Source organism: Rhodoferax sp. LS1P39 (genome assembly GCF_056521425.1).
This window is the reverse complement of sequence record NZ_JBWMAV010000001.1, coordinates 235,918-252,252: the sequence shown is the minus strand read 5'-3', so window position 1 is coordinate 252,252 and position 16,335 is coordinate 235,918. Positions and strand designations below refer to the sequence as shown.

The 16,335-nt window shown below is 55.3% G+C and carries 9 protein-coding genes and 3 pseudogenes; 8 read left to right on the top strand and 4 right to left on the bottom strand.

What is annotated here, in order from left to right; translation table 11 throughout:
- Positions 1–170 precede the first annotated feature (170 nt).
- Together AC097O_RS01045 and AC097O_RS01040 are read right to left on the bottom strand one after the other, a co-directional pair.
- Positions 171–427 (bottom strand): annotated as a pseudogene (locus tag AC097O_RS01045) (transposase domain-containing protein); the annotation flags it as partial.
- Positions 428–554: 127 nt separating this feature from the next.
- Positions 555–1,262 (bottom strand): helix-turn-helix domain-containing protein, encoded by a 708-nt coding sequence (locus AC097O_RS01040; protein ID WP_479590968.1) that lies wholly within the window; start codon positions 1,260–1,262, stop codon positions 555–557.
- 157 nt (positions 1,263–1,419) lie between these two features.
- Between AC097O_RS01040 and AC097O_RS01035 the strand changes: the two are divergent.
- Positions 1,420–1,661 (top strand): annotated as a pseudogene (locus AC097O_RS01035) (transposase); the annotation flags it as partial.
- A gap of 928 nt (positions 1,662–2,589) precedes the next feature.
- Positions 2,590–3,717: a branched-chain amino acid ABC transporter substrate-binding protein gene (locus AC097O_RS01030; protein WP_479590965.1), complete on the top strand. Its 1,128-nt coding sequence runs from the start codon at positions 2,590–2,592 to the stop codon at positions 3,715–3,717.
- Between the two features lie 448 nt (positions 3,718–4,165).
- Here AC097O_RS01030 and AC097O_RS01025 read toward each other — a convergent pair.
- Both AC097O_RS01025 and AC097O_RS01020 read right to left on the bottom strand, forming a co-directional pair.
- A pseudogene (locus AC097O_RS01025) lies at positions 4,166–4,456 on the bottom strand (IS4 family transposase); the annotation flags it as partial.
- A 224-nt stretch (positions 4,457–4,680) separates the two neighbouring features.
- Entirely contained in the window at positions 4,681–5,682 is a 1,002-nt protein-coding gene (locus AC097O_RS01020; RefSeq protein WP_479590963.1) for a LysR family transcriptional regulator, read from the bottom strand.
- 350 nt (positions 5,683–6,032) lie between these two features.
- Between AC097O_RS01020 and pruA the strand changes: the two genes are divergently transcribed.
- From pruA to AC097O_RS00990, 6 genes are all read left to right on the top strand, one after another.
- A complete protein-coding gene (gene pruA / locus AC097O_RS01015) occupies positions 6,033–7,631 on the top strand; it encodes an L-glutamate gamma-semialdehyde dehydrogenase (protein WP_479590961.1) in 1,599 nt (532 codons plus the stop codon).
- 565 nt (positions 7,632–8,196) lie between these two features.
- Positions 8,197–9,273, top strand: coding sequence for an ABC transporter ATP-binding protein (locus AC097O_RS01010; RefSeq protein ID WP_479590958.1), 1,077 nt, complete (start codon positions 8,197–8,199; stop codon positions 9,271–9,273).
- 59 nt (positions 9,274–9,332) lie between these two features.
- The gene (locus AC097O_RS01005; protein ID WP_479590956.1) at positions 9,333–10,397 is read left to right on the top strand and encodes an ABC transporter substrate-binding protein; all 1,065 of its coding nucleotides are present in this window, start codon (positions 9,333–9,335) and stop codon (positions 10,395–10,397) included.
- 61 nt (positions 10,398–10,458) lie between these two features.
- Positions 10,459–11,727, top strand: a complete 1,269-nt coding sequence (locus AC097O_RS01000) for an ABC transporter permease (protein WP_479590954.1) — start codon at positions 10,459–10,461, stop codon at positions 11,725–11,727.
- A 3-nt stretch (positions 11,728–11,730) separates the two neighbouring features.
- Positions 11,731–12,561: an ABC transporter permease gene (locus tag AC097O_RS00995; RefSeq protein WP_479590952.1), complete on the top strand. Its 831-nt coding sequence runs from the start codon at positions 11,731–11,733 to the stop codon at positions 12,559–12,561.
- Positions 12,562–12,595: 34 nt separating this feature from the next.
- Complete coding sequence (locus AC097O_RS00990) at positions 12,596–16,267, top strand: proline dehydrogenase family protein (RefSeq protein WP_479590950.1); 3,672 nt, start codon at positions 12,596–12,598, stop codon at positions 16,265–16,267.
- Positions 16,268–16,335: the final 68 nt, after the last annotated feature.

Genomic DNA, 16,335 nt, shown 5'->3' with positions numbered 1-16,335 from the left:
CTAGCCCACTCGACCACGCGTGCTCATCACTGGAGCCTCGGGGCGGCGGCGGAACCACGCCATGGTCGGCGCATCCTTGAACAGGCCAATCTGCATGGGGCCTGCAGGCCCCAGCCCAGTATGCGTCCGGCCATCCCATATTGACCGCTGACGGCGGTCACGGCAGGCAGTCAAACGACTTTGGCTTGCCAGCGGTGTGGCAGCAACTCACCGATCTGACTGGCCCGTTGCGTTGGCAGTCGCGTCAACACGTCCTTCAAGTAGGCATAGGGGTCATGCCCGTTTATGCGGGCTGACTGGATCAGGCTCATTACTGCTGCCGCGCGTTGACCGGCACGAAGGCTCCGGCAAACAACCAGTTGCTGCGGCCAATGGCAATGGGACGAATTTGGTTCTCAATCCAGTTATTGTCCACGGGCAGTTGCCCCCAGTGGGTCAGTTTTTGGTCGGCGCCCACACTTCCTGGAGTGCCTGACTTCAGCCGGCAGTATCGGTTGCTTTTCAGTTTTACGAGTTCTTGCAATGCAGGAGAAGCTCACATAAGCGCAAATTTGTCAGGGTTGTGGCCTCACGTACTTGGATGTGACCCACAGAATCTCCGCATCATCTTCGCTCATGGATGTAACAGCATGGCCCATCTTGCTGTCGAAGTAGCAACTATCCCCGCAAGACAGTTGCAAGGGTTCGTAAAATTCCGAATGAAGCATGATGTCGCCGCTTAGTATATAGATGAACTCTTCACCTTCGTGACGAGGCAACTCCGAAAAATTATGGACTGTTCGTGCCTTGATGCGGGCCGTCATGGGAATGAACTGTTTATCGGACAGATCAGCACAAAGGAACTGGTAATCGTACTGAGGGGACGGATGTACCACACCGTCTCCACGGCGGGTTAGGCCGCGCCGACCGGTAGGTGCTGCTGGCGTGGAGCGACTGAAAAGTTCGGCCACGTTTATTTCAAGGGCGTTTGCAAGGGAATCGATCTTCTCGAATGTTGGTGACAGTTGGCCGTTTTCAATTTTAGAAAGCGTTGATTCGGAAATGCCACTCCGTTTGCTTAATTCGCTCAGTGTCAGGCGATGGGCTAACCGAAACATGCGCGCCTTAACGGCCAGCACACTTAGCTTGATTGCGGATCGGCCTCCATCTTGAGCAACCTCTGTCGGAACGGGGGGCTGCTTGTTTTCTCGAACAAAAACTTGCGGGGTTGGTTTTTTTATTTTCATAGCGCTATCGCGGTTTTTCATGAACGAGATAGTCACGCTATGCACTCGCGCTAGATCTGTGTATGGGGAATTATTTCGCAAGGGAATTATTGTACCTAGTCATAACAGGCTGCTCAAATACTCCGCAGCCGTTGAATAGCCCCTTTGGCCGGTAGGCTGGAGTCTATCTCCTGAGCAATCCAAAGCCCAGATCATGCTCGGAGCCAGCATCTTAATCGAGAGCCTGTTTACCCTTCGCAAGCTGGAGGACTTCGTGCCCGCAGGGCATCCCCTGCGGCCGATCCGCAGGATGGTCAACGTTGCCTTGATGAAGATGGATGGATTGTTCTCGGGTATGTACGATGTCGACTTCAAAATCGATCGCTACAGCATTGCGCCGAGAAGCTGCTGCACGCGATTCTGCTGCAGATGCTCTACAGCGTTCGTTCCGAACGCCATCCGCCAGAACTGCGCAAGCCTGAAGCCGTACCAGATCGTCCCCAAGCTGGCCGACGAGGGCGTATATCTGACCAATGAGTCGAGGTTCTACCGGGTGTTGAAAGCCCCGTGCCTGGGCTACAGGCGTGAGCGCAGCAAAGCCCCGCTGCCCGCCGCGGGCTACGCGACCCCAACCAAGTCTTGTGCGGGGACAAGGCGTAATTTGAAGCAACAACATCACATTACACATGCATTGCGGTAACACGTGCGAATGATTACAATACGATACGAACTAATTTTCGCATAAGAAATTTTATGAATGAACTTAGCTAACGCTGAACTGATCCCGAAAAAATGCTTTGTCTTCGTAGTAGATGCTGTAAAACCAAGATGGGAGACTGCGAACTACGCTGACGAGTCATGGAATTTCACGCTGCCGGCCTCATGATCCGATTGGGTGCGCGAGCTTTGGATGATCGGCCTATTGCCAATTTTTGGAGGATGCGTCTCATTAAGTTCCGTTTCACCCCAGTTGCATTTCTTGCTGCTATTGCCTCACTGTTTGTCTCAGCCCAGACTTATCCCCTGAATCCCGCTGAACCAGTGGTTCATGGCCAATTAGAGACGACGGTAATTCCGGCAGCGATACCGGTGGCAGGACCATCGCTGACATTGTTAAAACACAGGTATCGACTCGGATGTGACTGCAAACTGGCTCCAAGTAAGTGATTCCACGGGACATTCGTGATTCAATATTTCACTTTGATTCGGCGCACCAACGAACTCCGGGAGTAATTTACTGAATGCAATAAATAATTTATCAACATGAAAAATATTTAATAGAGGGCCCCTATCACACCAAATTTCAACATAAAAATTAACCACAAACTGCCTAGAGAAGATTTTCAAGTTTACAACTATTAATTAGATTAATAAAGAAATCCAAATGCAATCCATTCATATGAAAATTGCGGCAACCACCGCCATCTTGTGCTCAAGCCTTTCTTACGCACAAGAGCAGACGGTCACCTTTGGTCACACTGGTCCCCTCTCGGGAGGGAGTGCTTATGCGGGCAAAGACAATGAAAACGGCGTACGCTTAGCACTGGAGGAGATGAATACCAAAAAAATTATTGTAGGAGGAAAGACGCTCAAATTTGAATTGCAGTCCGAGGACGATCAATGTGACCCTAAAGCTGGGGTAAATGTGGCACAAAAACTAGTAGATAGTGGCATAAAATTTGTACTAGGCCCCTACTGTTCCGGTGTAGCAATTCCTGCGTCAAGGGTCTATAGCCAAGGTGGAGTAGTATTATCGACTGTGGGCAGCAACCCTAAAGTTACCCAGGGAGGATATAAAAATCTTTTCCGCATCATGGCAGGTGACAATGAAATTGGGTCGCGCATGGCATTCTATGCAGCCACAGTTATGAAGGTCAAAAAAGTTGGGGTAATTGATGATCGAACTGCTTATGGGCAAGGCTTAGCCGATGAGTTCACCAAAGAAGCAAAAAAATTAGGATTGACAATCGTCAGCACTGAATTCACAACCGATAAATCCACTGACTTCTCTGCGATTTTGACTAGCCTTAAAGCCAAACAGCCCGAAGTTATATTTTTTGGAGGATACTCATCACAAGCTGGCCCAATGGTCCGACAAATAAAGGCGCTTGGTATTACTGCCAAACTTTTGGGTGGAGATGCAGTTTGCACAGCAGAAACGGGGAAACTGGCAGGTGATGCTGCAGATGATACTGTTTTTTGCGCACAAGGCGGGCCTATTTTGGACAAAATGGCAGAGGGCCCCAGTTTCAAGGTTAAATACAAAAAACGTTTTAGCCGAGACCCAGATACTTATGCTGGTTCATTTTACGATCAGACAATGTTTATTATTCAGTCGATGCAAAAAGTTAATTCTATTGATCCTGAAAAAGTCGGAGCCGAAATTTACAAAAGCTCATATAAAGGAGTTTCTGGTATATTTTCTTTTGATGAAAAGGGCAACCTAAAACAACCTCCTATTACCGTGTACAATTTCAAATCAGGCTTGCCTGTAGCCCTTGGAACTTATTAATAGTAGAGTAACGCTTTCGATAGCTGTCCCTTATAAATTCAGCTTCAAAGGCGGTACTCGAATTTGAGTGGCGTCAATTTATATAAATTAATATAATTTACGTTTAAATTATGGAAAACAAGCTTGCACACCTTTTCGCTTCGCTATGTCTTCGGCGCACTACCTCAACCCGCCGGCGTGCACACATCGTGTTGTGTAGCGACGAGAAAAGGCATATCCAAGCGCTCAATTGAACCCAACTGCAGCTGGAGAGGCAGCGCGTGCCTGAAGGTAGTGCGACTGTTGGCGCCGCTTGAATATTGACCCGATGCCACGCAGTCGCTGCACAAGGTCAATCTACCGGTGTCGTGATGAGCATGAAGACTCTCGCCGCCACCCTGGCCAATGACGTAACGCAGTTCTTGGCGTTAAAGCCATCTCGATATACACAACTCCCCTGAGCCAGCAGTTCGCGTGAGAACCGGATGCCGGCGGCGAAGTCGATGATGCGCTGCATGCCCAGCCAGATGGTTTTGACACCCGGCTCTCCATCTCCTTTACGCGCCAGGAATCCACCCAGGCGGGCGATCCGGCGCACCACCTCGTTTAGCGTGGGCGGCTTGTCCGGTATCCTCTCCTTATTCAGAATATAGGCAGCCCTCCATTCATCCGGCTCGAACATCAGCGCCGCATCCAACTCGGGGCAACTGCGCCCCAGCCGCTTCAGCCGCGCAATGCGCCAGGCCACGATCATGTACATCACCCATCGCACTGAAGCCCTTCATCATCTTGATTGCCCGCTTGTCTCGCCTTTTGTCGCCCAAGTCCATCGTCTCAAACTCCCTTGCAGCCCAGTTCACATGCGTTCTACGCTATTAAATTAGAAGCATAACTCAGCCTTGGGATGAGTTGTGTATAACGAGATGGGTTAAAGCGGGCCGTGAACATGGGCTACCGATTTAGCTGGCCTTGATCAGCATTGCCCTAATCTCCGTCGGAGTGAATGCGCAACGCATTTGGGTCCAAGCCCAGTTGAGTACGGATTTCAGTTGAGATCTGTTTTGCGACCGCAATGCGAACCAAGTCTTTGACTTCGCTTGGCAATGTGCCGAGCTCACCGGAACGGTATCCCAAGTAGAAGGAGCGATTGATGTCAGGGTATGGCTTGCCGTGCTTGGTGAACGCGGATGCTGGCAGCACACGAATCTGGGGCAAAAACTGTCGTGACTGCCAGATGCAAAGAGGCGTTGTCAGTGCGAAGCCCATGCCACTGGCGACCAAGCTCAGGAGCGGATCGGTTGCATCAAATTCGCAAGTGCGCTCCAGCGAGTCACCCACGCGCTGAAGATAGTCATCGACTTGCTGACCGATAAGCGAGCGAGCGCTGTAACGAATAAAGTGCAACGAGCGGGCCAAATCCGACAGTGTTCCTAGCCGTTCAATCTTCATCGAGACCGGCACAACGACGACATAGGATTCGGTAAACAGAGGCACTCTGGTGATCCCGGGCATCGCTGTATGCCCGGTCGTGATGGCCATGTCGAGCTGTCGGCTCTCCAACAGCAGTTCAAGCACGGGCGTGATACCCGACCAAAGGCGAATTTGGTGCGAGGAGCTCGAAAGAGCTCGAATCATCATGGGTCCGACTGTTGCCGCAAACGAGTCCACACATCCGAAGCGAACGATCATTCGGCGGGCGCGGCTCACGTTGCGCACGCTCTCCATCAACTGGTTGGCGCGGGTAGTCAATTCTTTGGCGTTTTCGAACAGACGCAGCCCGGCTGCTGTCGGCTGGGCGGGGCGAGTGGCCCTGTCAAGCAAGGGCGTGGCGAATAATCCCTCTAGCTGTTTGACCCGTTGAGAAATGGCCGCTTGGGAAAGATTCTGTTGCCTTGCCGCTTCAGACACGCTTCCAGTTTCCACCACAGCAACCCAACTGGTTAACAGCTCCCAATCTGGCAGCGGGGATTCTTCGGAGATATTCATGATGGGGGCAAAAAATGGACTTTTTCGAGCCAGTATAGCGGTCATGACTGTCGGAATCAGTGGGTTTCAGCATGGCCAAGGCTGTGAGGTCGCCGGGGCATTCCTGCAGGAATGCGGACTCTTACAGAAAGCTTGGGTTCGATCCGCGGGGATGTAGCTTCACCGGGCTTGGACTTTTGCATCACGAACCTTGATGCTGTAACGCCCCATGAATGAGATAGTCAAACTCATGCCGTCCACCTTTGGCGTTTCCAATCTCAACAATGCGACGAAGTTCCATGCATCGCTTGGCTGAGCGATGTGCTCGTTCCATAGATGAATCCGGATGCGCCCTACACCATGAGGAATACATGCTCTCCACTCCACATTTCCCTCGGCCTTTGAACGAACCTGCAACCGATTACAGCGAGGGCTCTGCCTCATTGGGTCAGCTGCGGCAGCACCTGGAAGACCGCACCGTCACCGAGATTCCCACCGTCATCGGCGGCAAGAAGTACTTCACCGGGGATGTCGAGACGCTGTACGCGCCGCACGACAAGACGCGAGCGTTGGCGCGCGTACACCGTCCTTCAAAGGACCTGATCGAGCAGTCCATCAAGGACAACCTCGCTTCGGCAAAGGACTGGGAGCGCACCAGCTTTGCAGACCGAGCGGCTGTCATGCACAGAGCGGCCGCGATTGTTGACGGGCGGTTGCGCCATCGCATCAACGCCGCCACGATGCTGGGTCAAAGCAAAACCATGGATGAGGCGGATGCCGACAGCACCTGTGAACTCATCGACTTTCTTCGATTCAACACCTTCAATGCGCAACATATTCTGCAAGACCAGCCGTTGACCACCGCACAAGCGCAGAACCGGACCGACTGGCGTCCGCTGGAGGGCTTTGTGTACGCTGTGTCGCCTTTCAACTTCACGGCCATCGGAACAAACCTGGCGTGTGCACCCGCGCTGATGGGCAATGTCGTGCTGTGGAAACCGTCGAACAAATCCACTTGGGCAAACTATCTGTTTTTCCAGGCCTTGGAAGAGGCCGGGTTACCTCCCGGCGTTATCAACTTCGTTCCTGGAGAAGCCGTCGAGGTGACGGAGTCGGTGTTCAGCTCCAGGCACTTCGCCGGCTTGCATTTCACAGGCTCGTCTGCTGTCTTCCGCTCTCTGTGGAAGCGCGCCGCAGCAGGCGTCGATAACTTCAGGACATTCCCCCGACTCGTCGGTGAGACCGGGGGCAAGGATTTCGTTCTTGCGCATGCATCGGCAAACCCCGATGAGGTGGCCATCGCTTTGGTGCGCGGAGCATTCGGCTATCAGGGGCAAAAGTGCAGTGCTGCCTCGCGTGCATATATTCCTGAAAGCCTGTGGCCCCAGGTCAAGGTGAAGGTGCAGGAGCTTCTCAATGGATTGAAGGTTGGTGACGTTGCCGACGCGTCGGTTTACATGGGCGCAGTGATTGACCAACTGTCATACGCGCGGCTGAGCAGCCGAATCGCCGCAGCCCGCGAGGACAAGGGCGTCGAGCTCGTTTCCGGGGGGCGGTGCTGGGACGAACCAGGGTTCTTTGTCGAGCCGACCGTTTTCCAGGTCAAGGATCCGGGCCATTTCCTGATGAAGGAAGAACTCTTTGGACCGGTCTTGGCGGTCTATGTCTACAAAGACAACGACTGGAACGATGTGCTCGGCTTGGTTGATTCGACATCGGATTACGCGCTCACTGGTGCGCTGTTCTGCACGGACCGCTTCGCGCTTCGCCATGCCCAGGAGGTCTTGGTCAATACTGCAGGCAACCTGTACGTGAATGACAAGCCAACGGGCGCCATGGTCGGGCAACAGCCTTTTGGCGGTGGTCGCGGTAGCGGCACCAATGACAAGGCGGGGTCATGGATGAACCTTCTGCGTTGGACGTCACCTCGCGTGGTCAAAGAGACGTACGCACCGCCTCGCAGCTGGTAGTCATGTCGACCCAGCTCACGTGCGTGAGCAGGTATGGCAGGGGCAGATGATTTTTCGTCTGCCCCTTTTTGTTTTGAGCTCAGGTGGACCCAGGAGGACCTCTTTAAGGGGTCGCCAGCGCCGGCGTGGCGCGCTTCCGTGACCCACACAGCCCGTGGCAGCGCCGTGTTGATGCGCTTCAGATTTGAATCCGCACCGTCGATCGAAGTGGGCCAGTCCAGGTGGCAATAGTGGGGCAGCTTGGCACGGTGACACGTGCGCACCAAGTGGGCTCGAATACCTGCAGTTGCCAGCACCAATATGGGCTTATCCCTATTTGCATCCTCTAATTTGCACCAGATTGAGCTGGCTCATCACTTGCGCTGAAGCTAAGCATTACTTGTGGTTTATTTTGCATGGAGCTGCACCTGAGCGGTCACAGTTCAGTCCAGCGCTCGTGCAGAGGTCATGTCGCACCAGGAAGTCGTCCTCCTAGGCCCGCCATCAGCTGACTACGCGGCGCTGTCGCTCTTCAGTTGTGGAATAGGTGTAGTCCTTTGATTTGTTAACCATTAACGCCAACAAAATGTCGACCATTGTTTCTTTCAAGGATGTTCAGAAGACCTATGACGGTGAGTCCTTGGTCATCAAGAATTTGAATCTCGATATCCGGGATGGCGAGTTTTTGACAATGCTTGGGCCGTCTGGATCGGGTAAGACGACGTGTCTGATGATGCTCGCCGGATTCGAAACTGCAACGCATGGCCAGATTCGTCTTAAGGACAGGGAAATCAATCGAATTCCTCCTGAGAAGCGAAATATCGGCATGGTTTTTCAAAGCTATGCGTTGTTTCCCAATATGTCTGTGCGCGAAAACCTGGCTTTCCCTTTGAAGGTGCGAAAGACGAGCGCAAGCGATATCGAGACGAAGATCAGCCGGGCGCTTTCCATGGTCAATATGGAAAAGCTGGGTGACCGGATGCCTGCCCAGCTTTCGGGTGGCCAGCAACAGCGTGTCGCCGTCGCGCGGGCACTGGTTTTCGAACCTGCACTGGTTCTGATGGACGAACCCCTTGGGGCACTCGACAAGCAGTTGCGAGAGCAGATGCAGTATGAAATCAAGCGCATCCATGAAAAGAGCGGACTCACTATCGTGTATGTGACACACGACCAGGGTGAGGCCATGACGATGTCTGACCGCATCGCGGTGTTCAACAGTGGCATCATTCAGCAGCTCGCGACGCCATCTGACCTCTACGAGGCGCCTACAAGTGCTTTTGTCGCACGCTTCATCGGCGAAAGCAACGAGCTTCTCGGAATTGTTGAGCGCGTGGATGGGCGCTTTTGTTCGGTCAAGCTCGAAAATGGTGCTGCCGTTCGAGCCGTTGTTGCAGAAGGTGTCTCCAGCGGGGTGAAGGTGAGCGTATCGCTACGCCCTGAGAAGGTCCTGGTTGGCGCCAATGCCGAAAATTGCGAAAACTTTTTCAAGGGTGGTGTCGTGGACATCATCTACTACGGTGACCACTTGCGCTTGCACTGCGACATCTGCGGCAAGCAAGATTTCATCGTGAAGATTCCAAATCACGGTGAGGGACACCGATTGCAAGTCGGTGATGCCCTCAGCGTGGGCTGGAAAGCGGAGTCCTGCCGGGCTTTGCTCTAGTCGCCAGGCCACGAGCCCGGCTAGTTCCTTTGTGTCATAACTTCTTCTTGAGGATCCCAATGAAAGTACGTCATCAGGTATTCGCGGCAATGGCCGCTCTCACTCTGGCGGCTCAAGCCAACGCCGCGCAGCTGACCGTCACGTCCTGGGGCGGTTCTTATCAAGAGGCTCAGGATGCGACGGTGTTCAAGCCCTTTGCCAAAGCCAGCAAGGTGACGGTCAAGGGCGACACTTACAACGGTGGCATCGCGCAACTGCGAAGCCAGGTCCAGACCGGCAACGTCTCGTGGGATGTGATCGACCTGCAACTGTCTGACGTCATCCGTGCATGCGATGAGGGGCTGCTCGAAAAGATCAATCCCGCTACCGACATCGTGCCCTCCAAAGACGGCAAAGTGGCCGATGACTTCCTGCCACAGACGCTCAACGAGTGCATGGTAGGTAACGTCCAGTGGTCTGCGATCCTGGTCTACAACACAAGCAACACCGGCGCCACTGCCCCGACAAAAGTCGCCGACTTTTTCGACCTGAAGAAATACCCCGGTAAACGCGGTTTGTCCAAGTCGCCTGAAGGTGCGCTTGAGTGGGCTCTGATGGCGGACGGCGTACCTGCTGATCAGGTCTACAAGACACTCGCCACGGCTGCTGGTGTGGATCGTGCGTTCAAGAAGCTGGACACCATCAAATCCTCGATCGTCTGGTGGGAGGCGGGATCACAACCCCCCCAGTTGCTGGCTGACGGCGAAGTGGTGATGAGCAGCGCCTACAACGGCCGTATCTACAGCGCCATTGCGACCGACAAAAAGCCGTTCGCATTCATTTGGGAGGGAGCGCTCAACAACTCCGAGGGCTACAGCATCGTCAAGGGCACAAAGAACCTCAAGGAAGCGAAAGCGTTCGTGAAGTACGCCACCCAGCCAGAGCAGCTTGCCGCTCTCACCAACCTGACCGCCTACGGTCCAGCTCGCATGTCTGCCGTGGCGTTCATTGATAAAAAGGTTCTGCCATATCTGCCCACTGCACCGAAGAACCTGCCCGGCTCGCTGAACGTGGATCCCGCCTTCTGGGCTGACCATGCCGACGACCTGAAGCAGAAGTTTTCTGCCTGGCTCAACCGCAAGTAATGGTCCCTGAGAGGGGGCGTGAGAGCGTTTTCCGCACCAACATCGAAAGATTGCCACATCCATGTCTGCCGCCTCCGTTCATCAAAGTGCTCCTGACCCACTGGAAATCGGTGCTTCGGCCCTGAAGGCCAGATTGCGCCGCGCCGAGCGGATGGGCCAGATGCGTGCATACGCGCTCATACTCCCTCTCATCGTCTTCCTGCTTTTGACGTTTGTTGGGCCCATCGCCAACCTGCTTCAAAAGAGTGTGAAGGACACCACTGTTTCAGCAGCATTCCCGAGTACTTCGCGAACCATCGGGTCTTGGGAACCCAAGACGAGCAAACTGCCTCCAGAACAGGTGTTCAAGGCTTTGGCCGACGACTTCGTCGCCGCCAAAGGTTCTGGTAGCGTCAATAAAGCCGCCAATAGGTTGAACTTTGAATCTGCGGGCATGCGCAGCCTCTTGCTCAAGACGGCGCGTCAGGTCGAAGCGTCTGAAGGTGTCTCGTGGCAAGAGCGGCTGACAGGAATTGACTCGCGGTGGGCAGAGCCTGGCACATGGGTTGCCCTCAAGTACGCGTCCCAGCCGACGACGCTTGGCTACTACCTCAAGGCCTTCGACCTCACACGGGATGACAGCGGGGAAATCGTTCAACAGCCAGAGGAGCAGAGGCTGTACCGCGACGTTTTTCTGAGAACGGTCTGGGTCAGTGCTTGCATCAGTTTGTTGTGCCTTCTTATTGCATACCCCGTTGCCTACATGTTGGCTGCCTTGCCACCTCGAATCAGCAATGTGTTGATGATCCTGGTGCTCCTGCCGTTCTGGACATCGTTCCTGGTTCGCACGGTTTCCTGGATGGTCATCTTGCAAACCAATGGTGTCTTCAATGGGCTGTTGGCGGTAATGGGTATCTCGGAAACTGGCTGGACGCTCATCTATAACCGATGGGGCGTGCTCATCTCCATGACCCACATCCTGATGCCCTACGCCATCCTGTCTCTGTACAGCGTCATGAAGAACATTCCACCCATCTACATGCGTGCGTCCCGTTCGCTTGGGGCCGGGCCCATTCTCTCGTTCTGCAAGGTCTACTTCCCTCACACGCTCCCCGGCGTGGCGGCCGCAGTACTCCTGACCTTCATTCTGGCCGTGGGCTACTACATCACGCCAGCCATTTTGGGCGGTGCGAATGATCAGCTCATCAGCTACTACATCGCCAATCACGTCAACACCACATTGAACTGGGGGTTGGCGGCTGCATTGGCTACTTTACTTTTGGCCGGTGTCCTGATGATGTACGCCATCTTCGTTCGGCTGACTGGCGGCTCTGGTGTGAAGTTGGGGTAAAAAATGACGAAATTTCCTGCCTATGTGACTTTTTGGGGCGCTGCCGGTCGGATCACGCATCTGGTGTTCTCGATGCTGGTTCTCCTGTTTCTGATTCTGCCCATCCTGGTCATCATCCCGCTCTCGTTCAACAGTGAGCCCTACTTCACCTACCCGATGCCCGGGTACAGCCTGCGCTGGTACCAGAACTTTCTTGAGCGTCCCGAGTGGCAGTTGGCCTTCAAGAACACGTTGATTGTCGGCGTCGGTTCCACACTGGTTGCCACGGTGCTGGGAATCCTGGCTTCTCTTGGTCTGATGCACCCTCGCCTGAAAGGTGGGACCTTCATTCGTGGGCTGGTGCTGTCGCCAATGATTGTTCCTTCCATCATCACAGCGGTCGGCGTTTACTTCGCCTTCAGCCCGTTCGGGTTGGTCAACAGCCTTCTCGGGTTGACGCTAGCTCACGCCGCGTTGGGCGTGCCCTTTATCGTTGTGACGGTGTCGGCCACACTGGCGGGATTCAATGAGAACCTCACCCGGGCGGGGCGCAGCCTTGGCGCCTCACCTCTGAAGGTGTTCATGGCCATCAAGTTGCCGCTCATCGCTCCTGGAGTTGTCTCCGGTGCGCTGTTTGCGTTTGCTACTTCGTTCGACGAGGTTGTCGTTGCGCTGTTTCTGACGGGCTCGGATGAGCGAACTGTGCCGCGCGAGATGTGGTCGGGTGTCCGCGAACAACTGAGTCCAACTATCCTCGCGGTGGCGACCACGCTTGTCGTGACCTCCACCCTGTTGCTGATTACTTTGGAAGCTCTGCGTCGACGTTCTGAGCGTCTTCGCGGTATCCAGGCTTGATGTATTTCACACAAATTGTTCGGAGTTGATAGTGTTGTCTGAAACCTACGCAATGGGCGCTGTTGTTCCTGCGGCCCAATTGGCCGACCTTCGTGTGCGCATCGATGAGTTCGATGCAATGTCCGAGCAGGACGCCATGCATCGCTTGATGCACGAGGCCAAACTTGACGCAAATCAGCTTAAGACAACCCAGGAACTGGCCTCCAGATTCGCCCTGGGCGTCCGCAAGGCTCGCCTGGATGCCGGTAGCATCGACTTGCTCACGCAGGAATTTTCGCTGGACAGTCAGGAAGGCATCGCGCTGATGTGCCTGGCAGAAGCCATGCTTCGTGTTCCCGATACGGAAACGCGAAACAAGCTGATTCGAGACAAGGTGGTTGGGCAGGACTGGCAAAGGCACGTTGGACAGTCTTCGTCACTGTTCGTGAATGCAACGGCATGGGGGCTGGCAATCACCGGGAAGCTGCTCAAACAACCCGATGAAAAGTCCCTTGCCAACGCGCTGTCGGCCGTGCTCCGCCGCAGTGGTGAAGGCGCCGTTCGCGCAGGCGTCTCGTTTGCCATGGGACTGCTGGGCAAACAGTTCGTGACGGGACAGACGATTGAGGAGGCGATCACGGAAGCTCGCCCTCGTGAGAAGGTAGGCTACCGTTATTCCTACGACATGTTGGGAGAAACGGCGCTCACACCCGATGATGCCGACGCTTATTTCAAGGCATACGCGCATACCATCGAGATGGTTGGCAAGACCGCCGGTCGGCTGGGACCCATTGAGGGTCCAGGTGTCTCGGTCAAGCTCACGGGGCTGCACCCTCGCTATGAAGTGACTCAGCATGCGCGTGTGATTGCCGAGATGTACCCGCGTTTGCTTCAACTGGCGCGAGCGGCAAAAAAATGGAACATCGGCTTCCACCTCGACCAGGAAGAGGTGGCTCGTTTTCCGCTGACGCTGGAGATGCTTGAGCGTCTCTCGCACGAACCCGAGCTGGTCGGCTGGGACGGGCTTGGCATTTCATTGCAGGCCTACCAAAAACGCGGCCGAGCGGTGGTTGACTACGTCATTGGGCTCGCCCGCGCAACGAACCGACGCATCTTGGTGCGTTTGGTCAAAGGTGCCTACTGGGACACCGAGGTCAAGCGCTGCCAATCCTTGGGGATGGCCAGCTATCCCGTGTTCACCCGGAAGGTCCACTCGGATGTCAGCTATTTGGCCTGCGCCAAGGCGCTGCTGAGTGCGCAGGACGCCATCTTTCCTCAGTTCGCGACCCACAACGCATTTTCGATTGCTGCTGTCCACACACTTGGACAAGGCAAGGAGTACGAATTCCAATGTCTGCACGGTATGGGCGAGACTGTTTACGACCAAATCGTGGGACCGTCGAACCTCAACAAAGCGTGCAGGGTCTATGCGCCTGTCGGCCCGCACGCCACGTTGCTCGCGTACCTGGTCCGTCGACTCATTGAGAATGGAGCGAACACTTCGTTCGTGAATCAGGTCGTTGATTCGTCGATTTCAATCGATGAAATCGTTGCAGACCCCGTCCAGGAGGCCGCCAAGACCGATGGTTCGTCGAACCCGGCAATTCCTTTGCCCTGGTACCTCCTGGCCTGGCGTTCGGGTGCGCCGACTGCTGGCGCCAGCATCGTGAAAACGCCTGATGTGTCGCATTCGAACAGCGTGGTCGGTGGCGCCACTTTGCCAAATGACGACTTGGTTGCGCTGGCCAAAGGGGCTGTTGACCGGGCGTCCGAGGCGGGTCTTGCTGCTTGGGCAGAGCGTTCGATTTCCGATAGGGCCAACGCCCTGCTGGAGGTTGCCAGGAGGCTTGAAAAAGGAAGCGCGGGCTTGGTGCGCGTGTTGACCGACCTCCAGACATTGACGACCGCCGATGTCGCGGAAGAAATTCGGTGGGCGGCAGACGTGTGCCGGTTCAATGCGGCGCGGGTCGCCGCGTGCCCCGAACTCGATGGTGCTGTGCCCATGGGTGCCGTCACGGTCATCGCTCCGGCAACGTCTCCGCTGGCATGGTCCATGACGCAGTGCAGCGCTGCATTGGCCGTAGGCAACCCAGTGGTGCTCAAGTCGGCCTCGGGAACTGAAGCGGTCGGTTTGGCATTGAAGCAACTTCTTACCGAGTGCGGGGTTCCCGAAGCCGCCATGCAAGTGGTCGCAGGGCCCGGCGCAACCGTTGGCGCCGCCATCGTGTCGCATGAGAAGACTGCTGCGGTGGTGATTGGTGCGTCCCGTGAGGTCACAGCAGAAGTGACAAAGAATGCCGGCCGCGCTCAACCTGAGCGGCCTGTGTTCGCACGAAGCGCCGGGTTTGCCGCCATGTTGGTCGACAGTTCCGCTCTCTCGGAGCAGGTCATTTTCGACGCGGTCTTGGGTGCCTTTGATGGCGCTGGCGCACGGGTCAACTCACTCAAACTGCTGTGCCTGCAAGACGTAGTGGCAGACAAGATGGTGAACATGCTGCAGGCCATGCTCAATGAGCGTAGCGTCAACAGCGCCTCAGACCCCTCGACCGACATTGGTCCGGTGTCGGCAAAGACAGATGTCAAAGCATTTGAGGCTTACCTTGAAGAGCTGTCCAGGAATGGGCACAAGGTTGCGCGTTTGGGGCGGCTCGGCAGTGGCGGTCGCTTGGTCAAACCAGCGATTGTTGAGCTGTCCGATATCAAGGCGCTCGACCAGATAAACCCCGACCTCCAGGGGCCTGTGCTTCACATCGTTCGCTGGCAAGCCAACCATCTGGCAGGCTTGTTACAACGCATTGATACCGTCGTCGCGCCCGCCTATCTGGGTCTTCATACCCGGATCTACGAAACTGCCGGTGAGGTGCTGTCGGTGTCAAGGGTACCGAACATCTTTGTCAATCGAACGGTTCATAGTCTTCGCGTGGGTATGCAGCTGGACGGCTCCGGCCCGATCGACAGTGGTGTGAGCTCCATTGGGCCGTTTTTCCTTCAGCAGCTCTGCAAACCGAGGGGCGCTTCGATGACTTTGCATGCTGGACCATTCACCGAACTGAGAGCCAAAGAACTGCGGCAATACCTCAACTACCCTGTGTGCATCGACGGACTCCTTATGGACCGTCGGAAGTACGAAGGTGCTGCCATGGAGAAATGCGTGGGCCGGTTGAACGCATTGGCGTCCAACGCGCCTGCTTCCATCCGTGCCAAGGCAAACGAGGCGCGTGACACCTTGGTTACTGTTGTGCGTTCCTTGGGCTCCAAGGAGATGCCGGCCTTGATGGGTGAAGAGAACACTCTGGTATTCACCCCGATTGGACCGGTGTACTGCCACGGGCCGGGTACCGATGCACAGTGGCTGCAGGCAATGACTGCGATTGCATGTGGCAATTCGGTCGTTCTGCCTCCGTCTGCCGAAGCAGAGAAGGTTCAAGAAGCGCTTGGGCCGGATTTGTGCCGTCTTGCAAACTTGTCGGAACTGCACAAGTTGTCAAACTCCCAGGCCCGTGTGGTCGCGGTCATGACCGAAGCTTCCGGCTTGCCGTACGCGGACGTCAAGCGCGCAGTTTTGTTGAGTGCCGGTTCGAACCACCCCGCTGTGATGGGTGTTCCGGCGGGACTGCCGTGTCCGTGGTGGAACTTGGTCAGCGAGCGCCAGGTCACCGTCAATGCGAGCGCCAGTGGCGACAACACGCAGTTGATGAGGCAAACACCTTCCGGAGACTTTCAGTAGAAGGCAACCCATGCCTCTTTCAGATAGTTGGAAATCTGTCGCCAGCTGTGTTGGCGCGGAAATGTTTA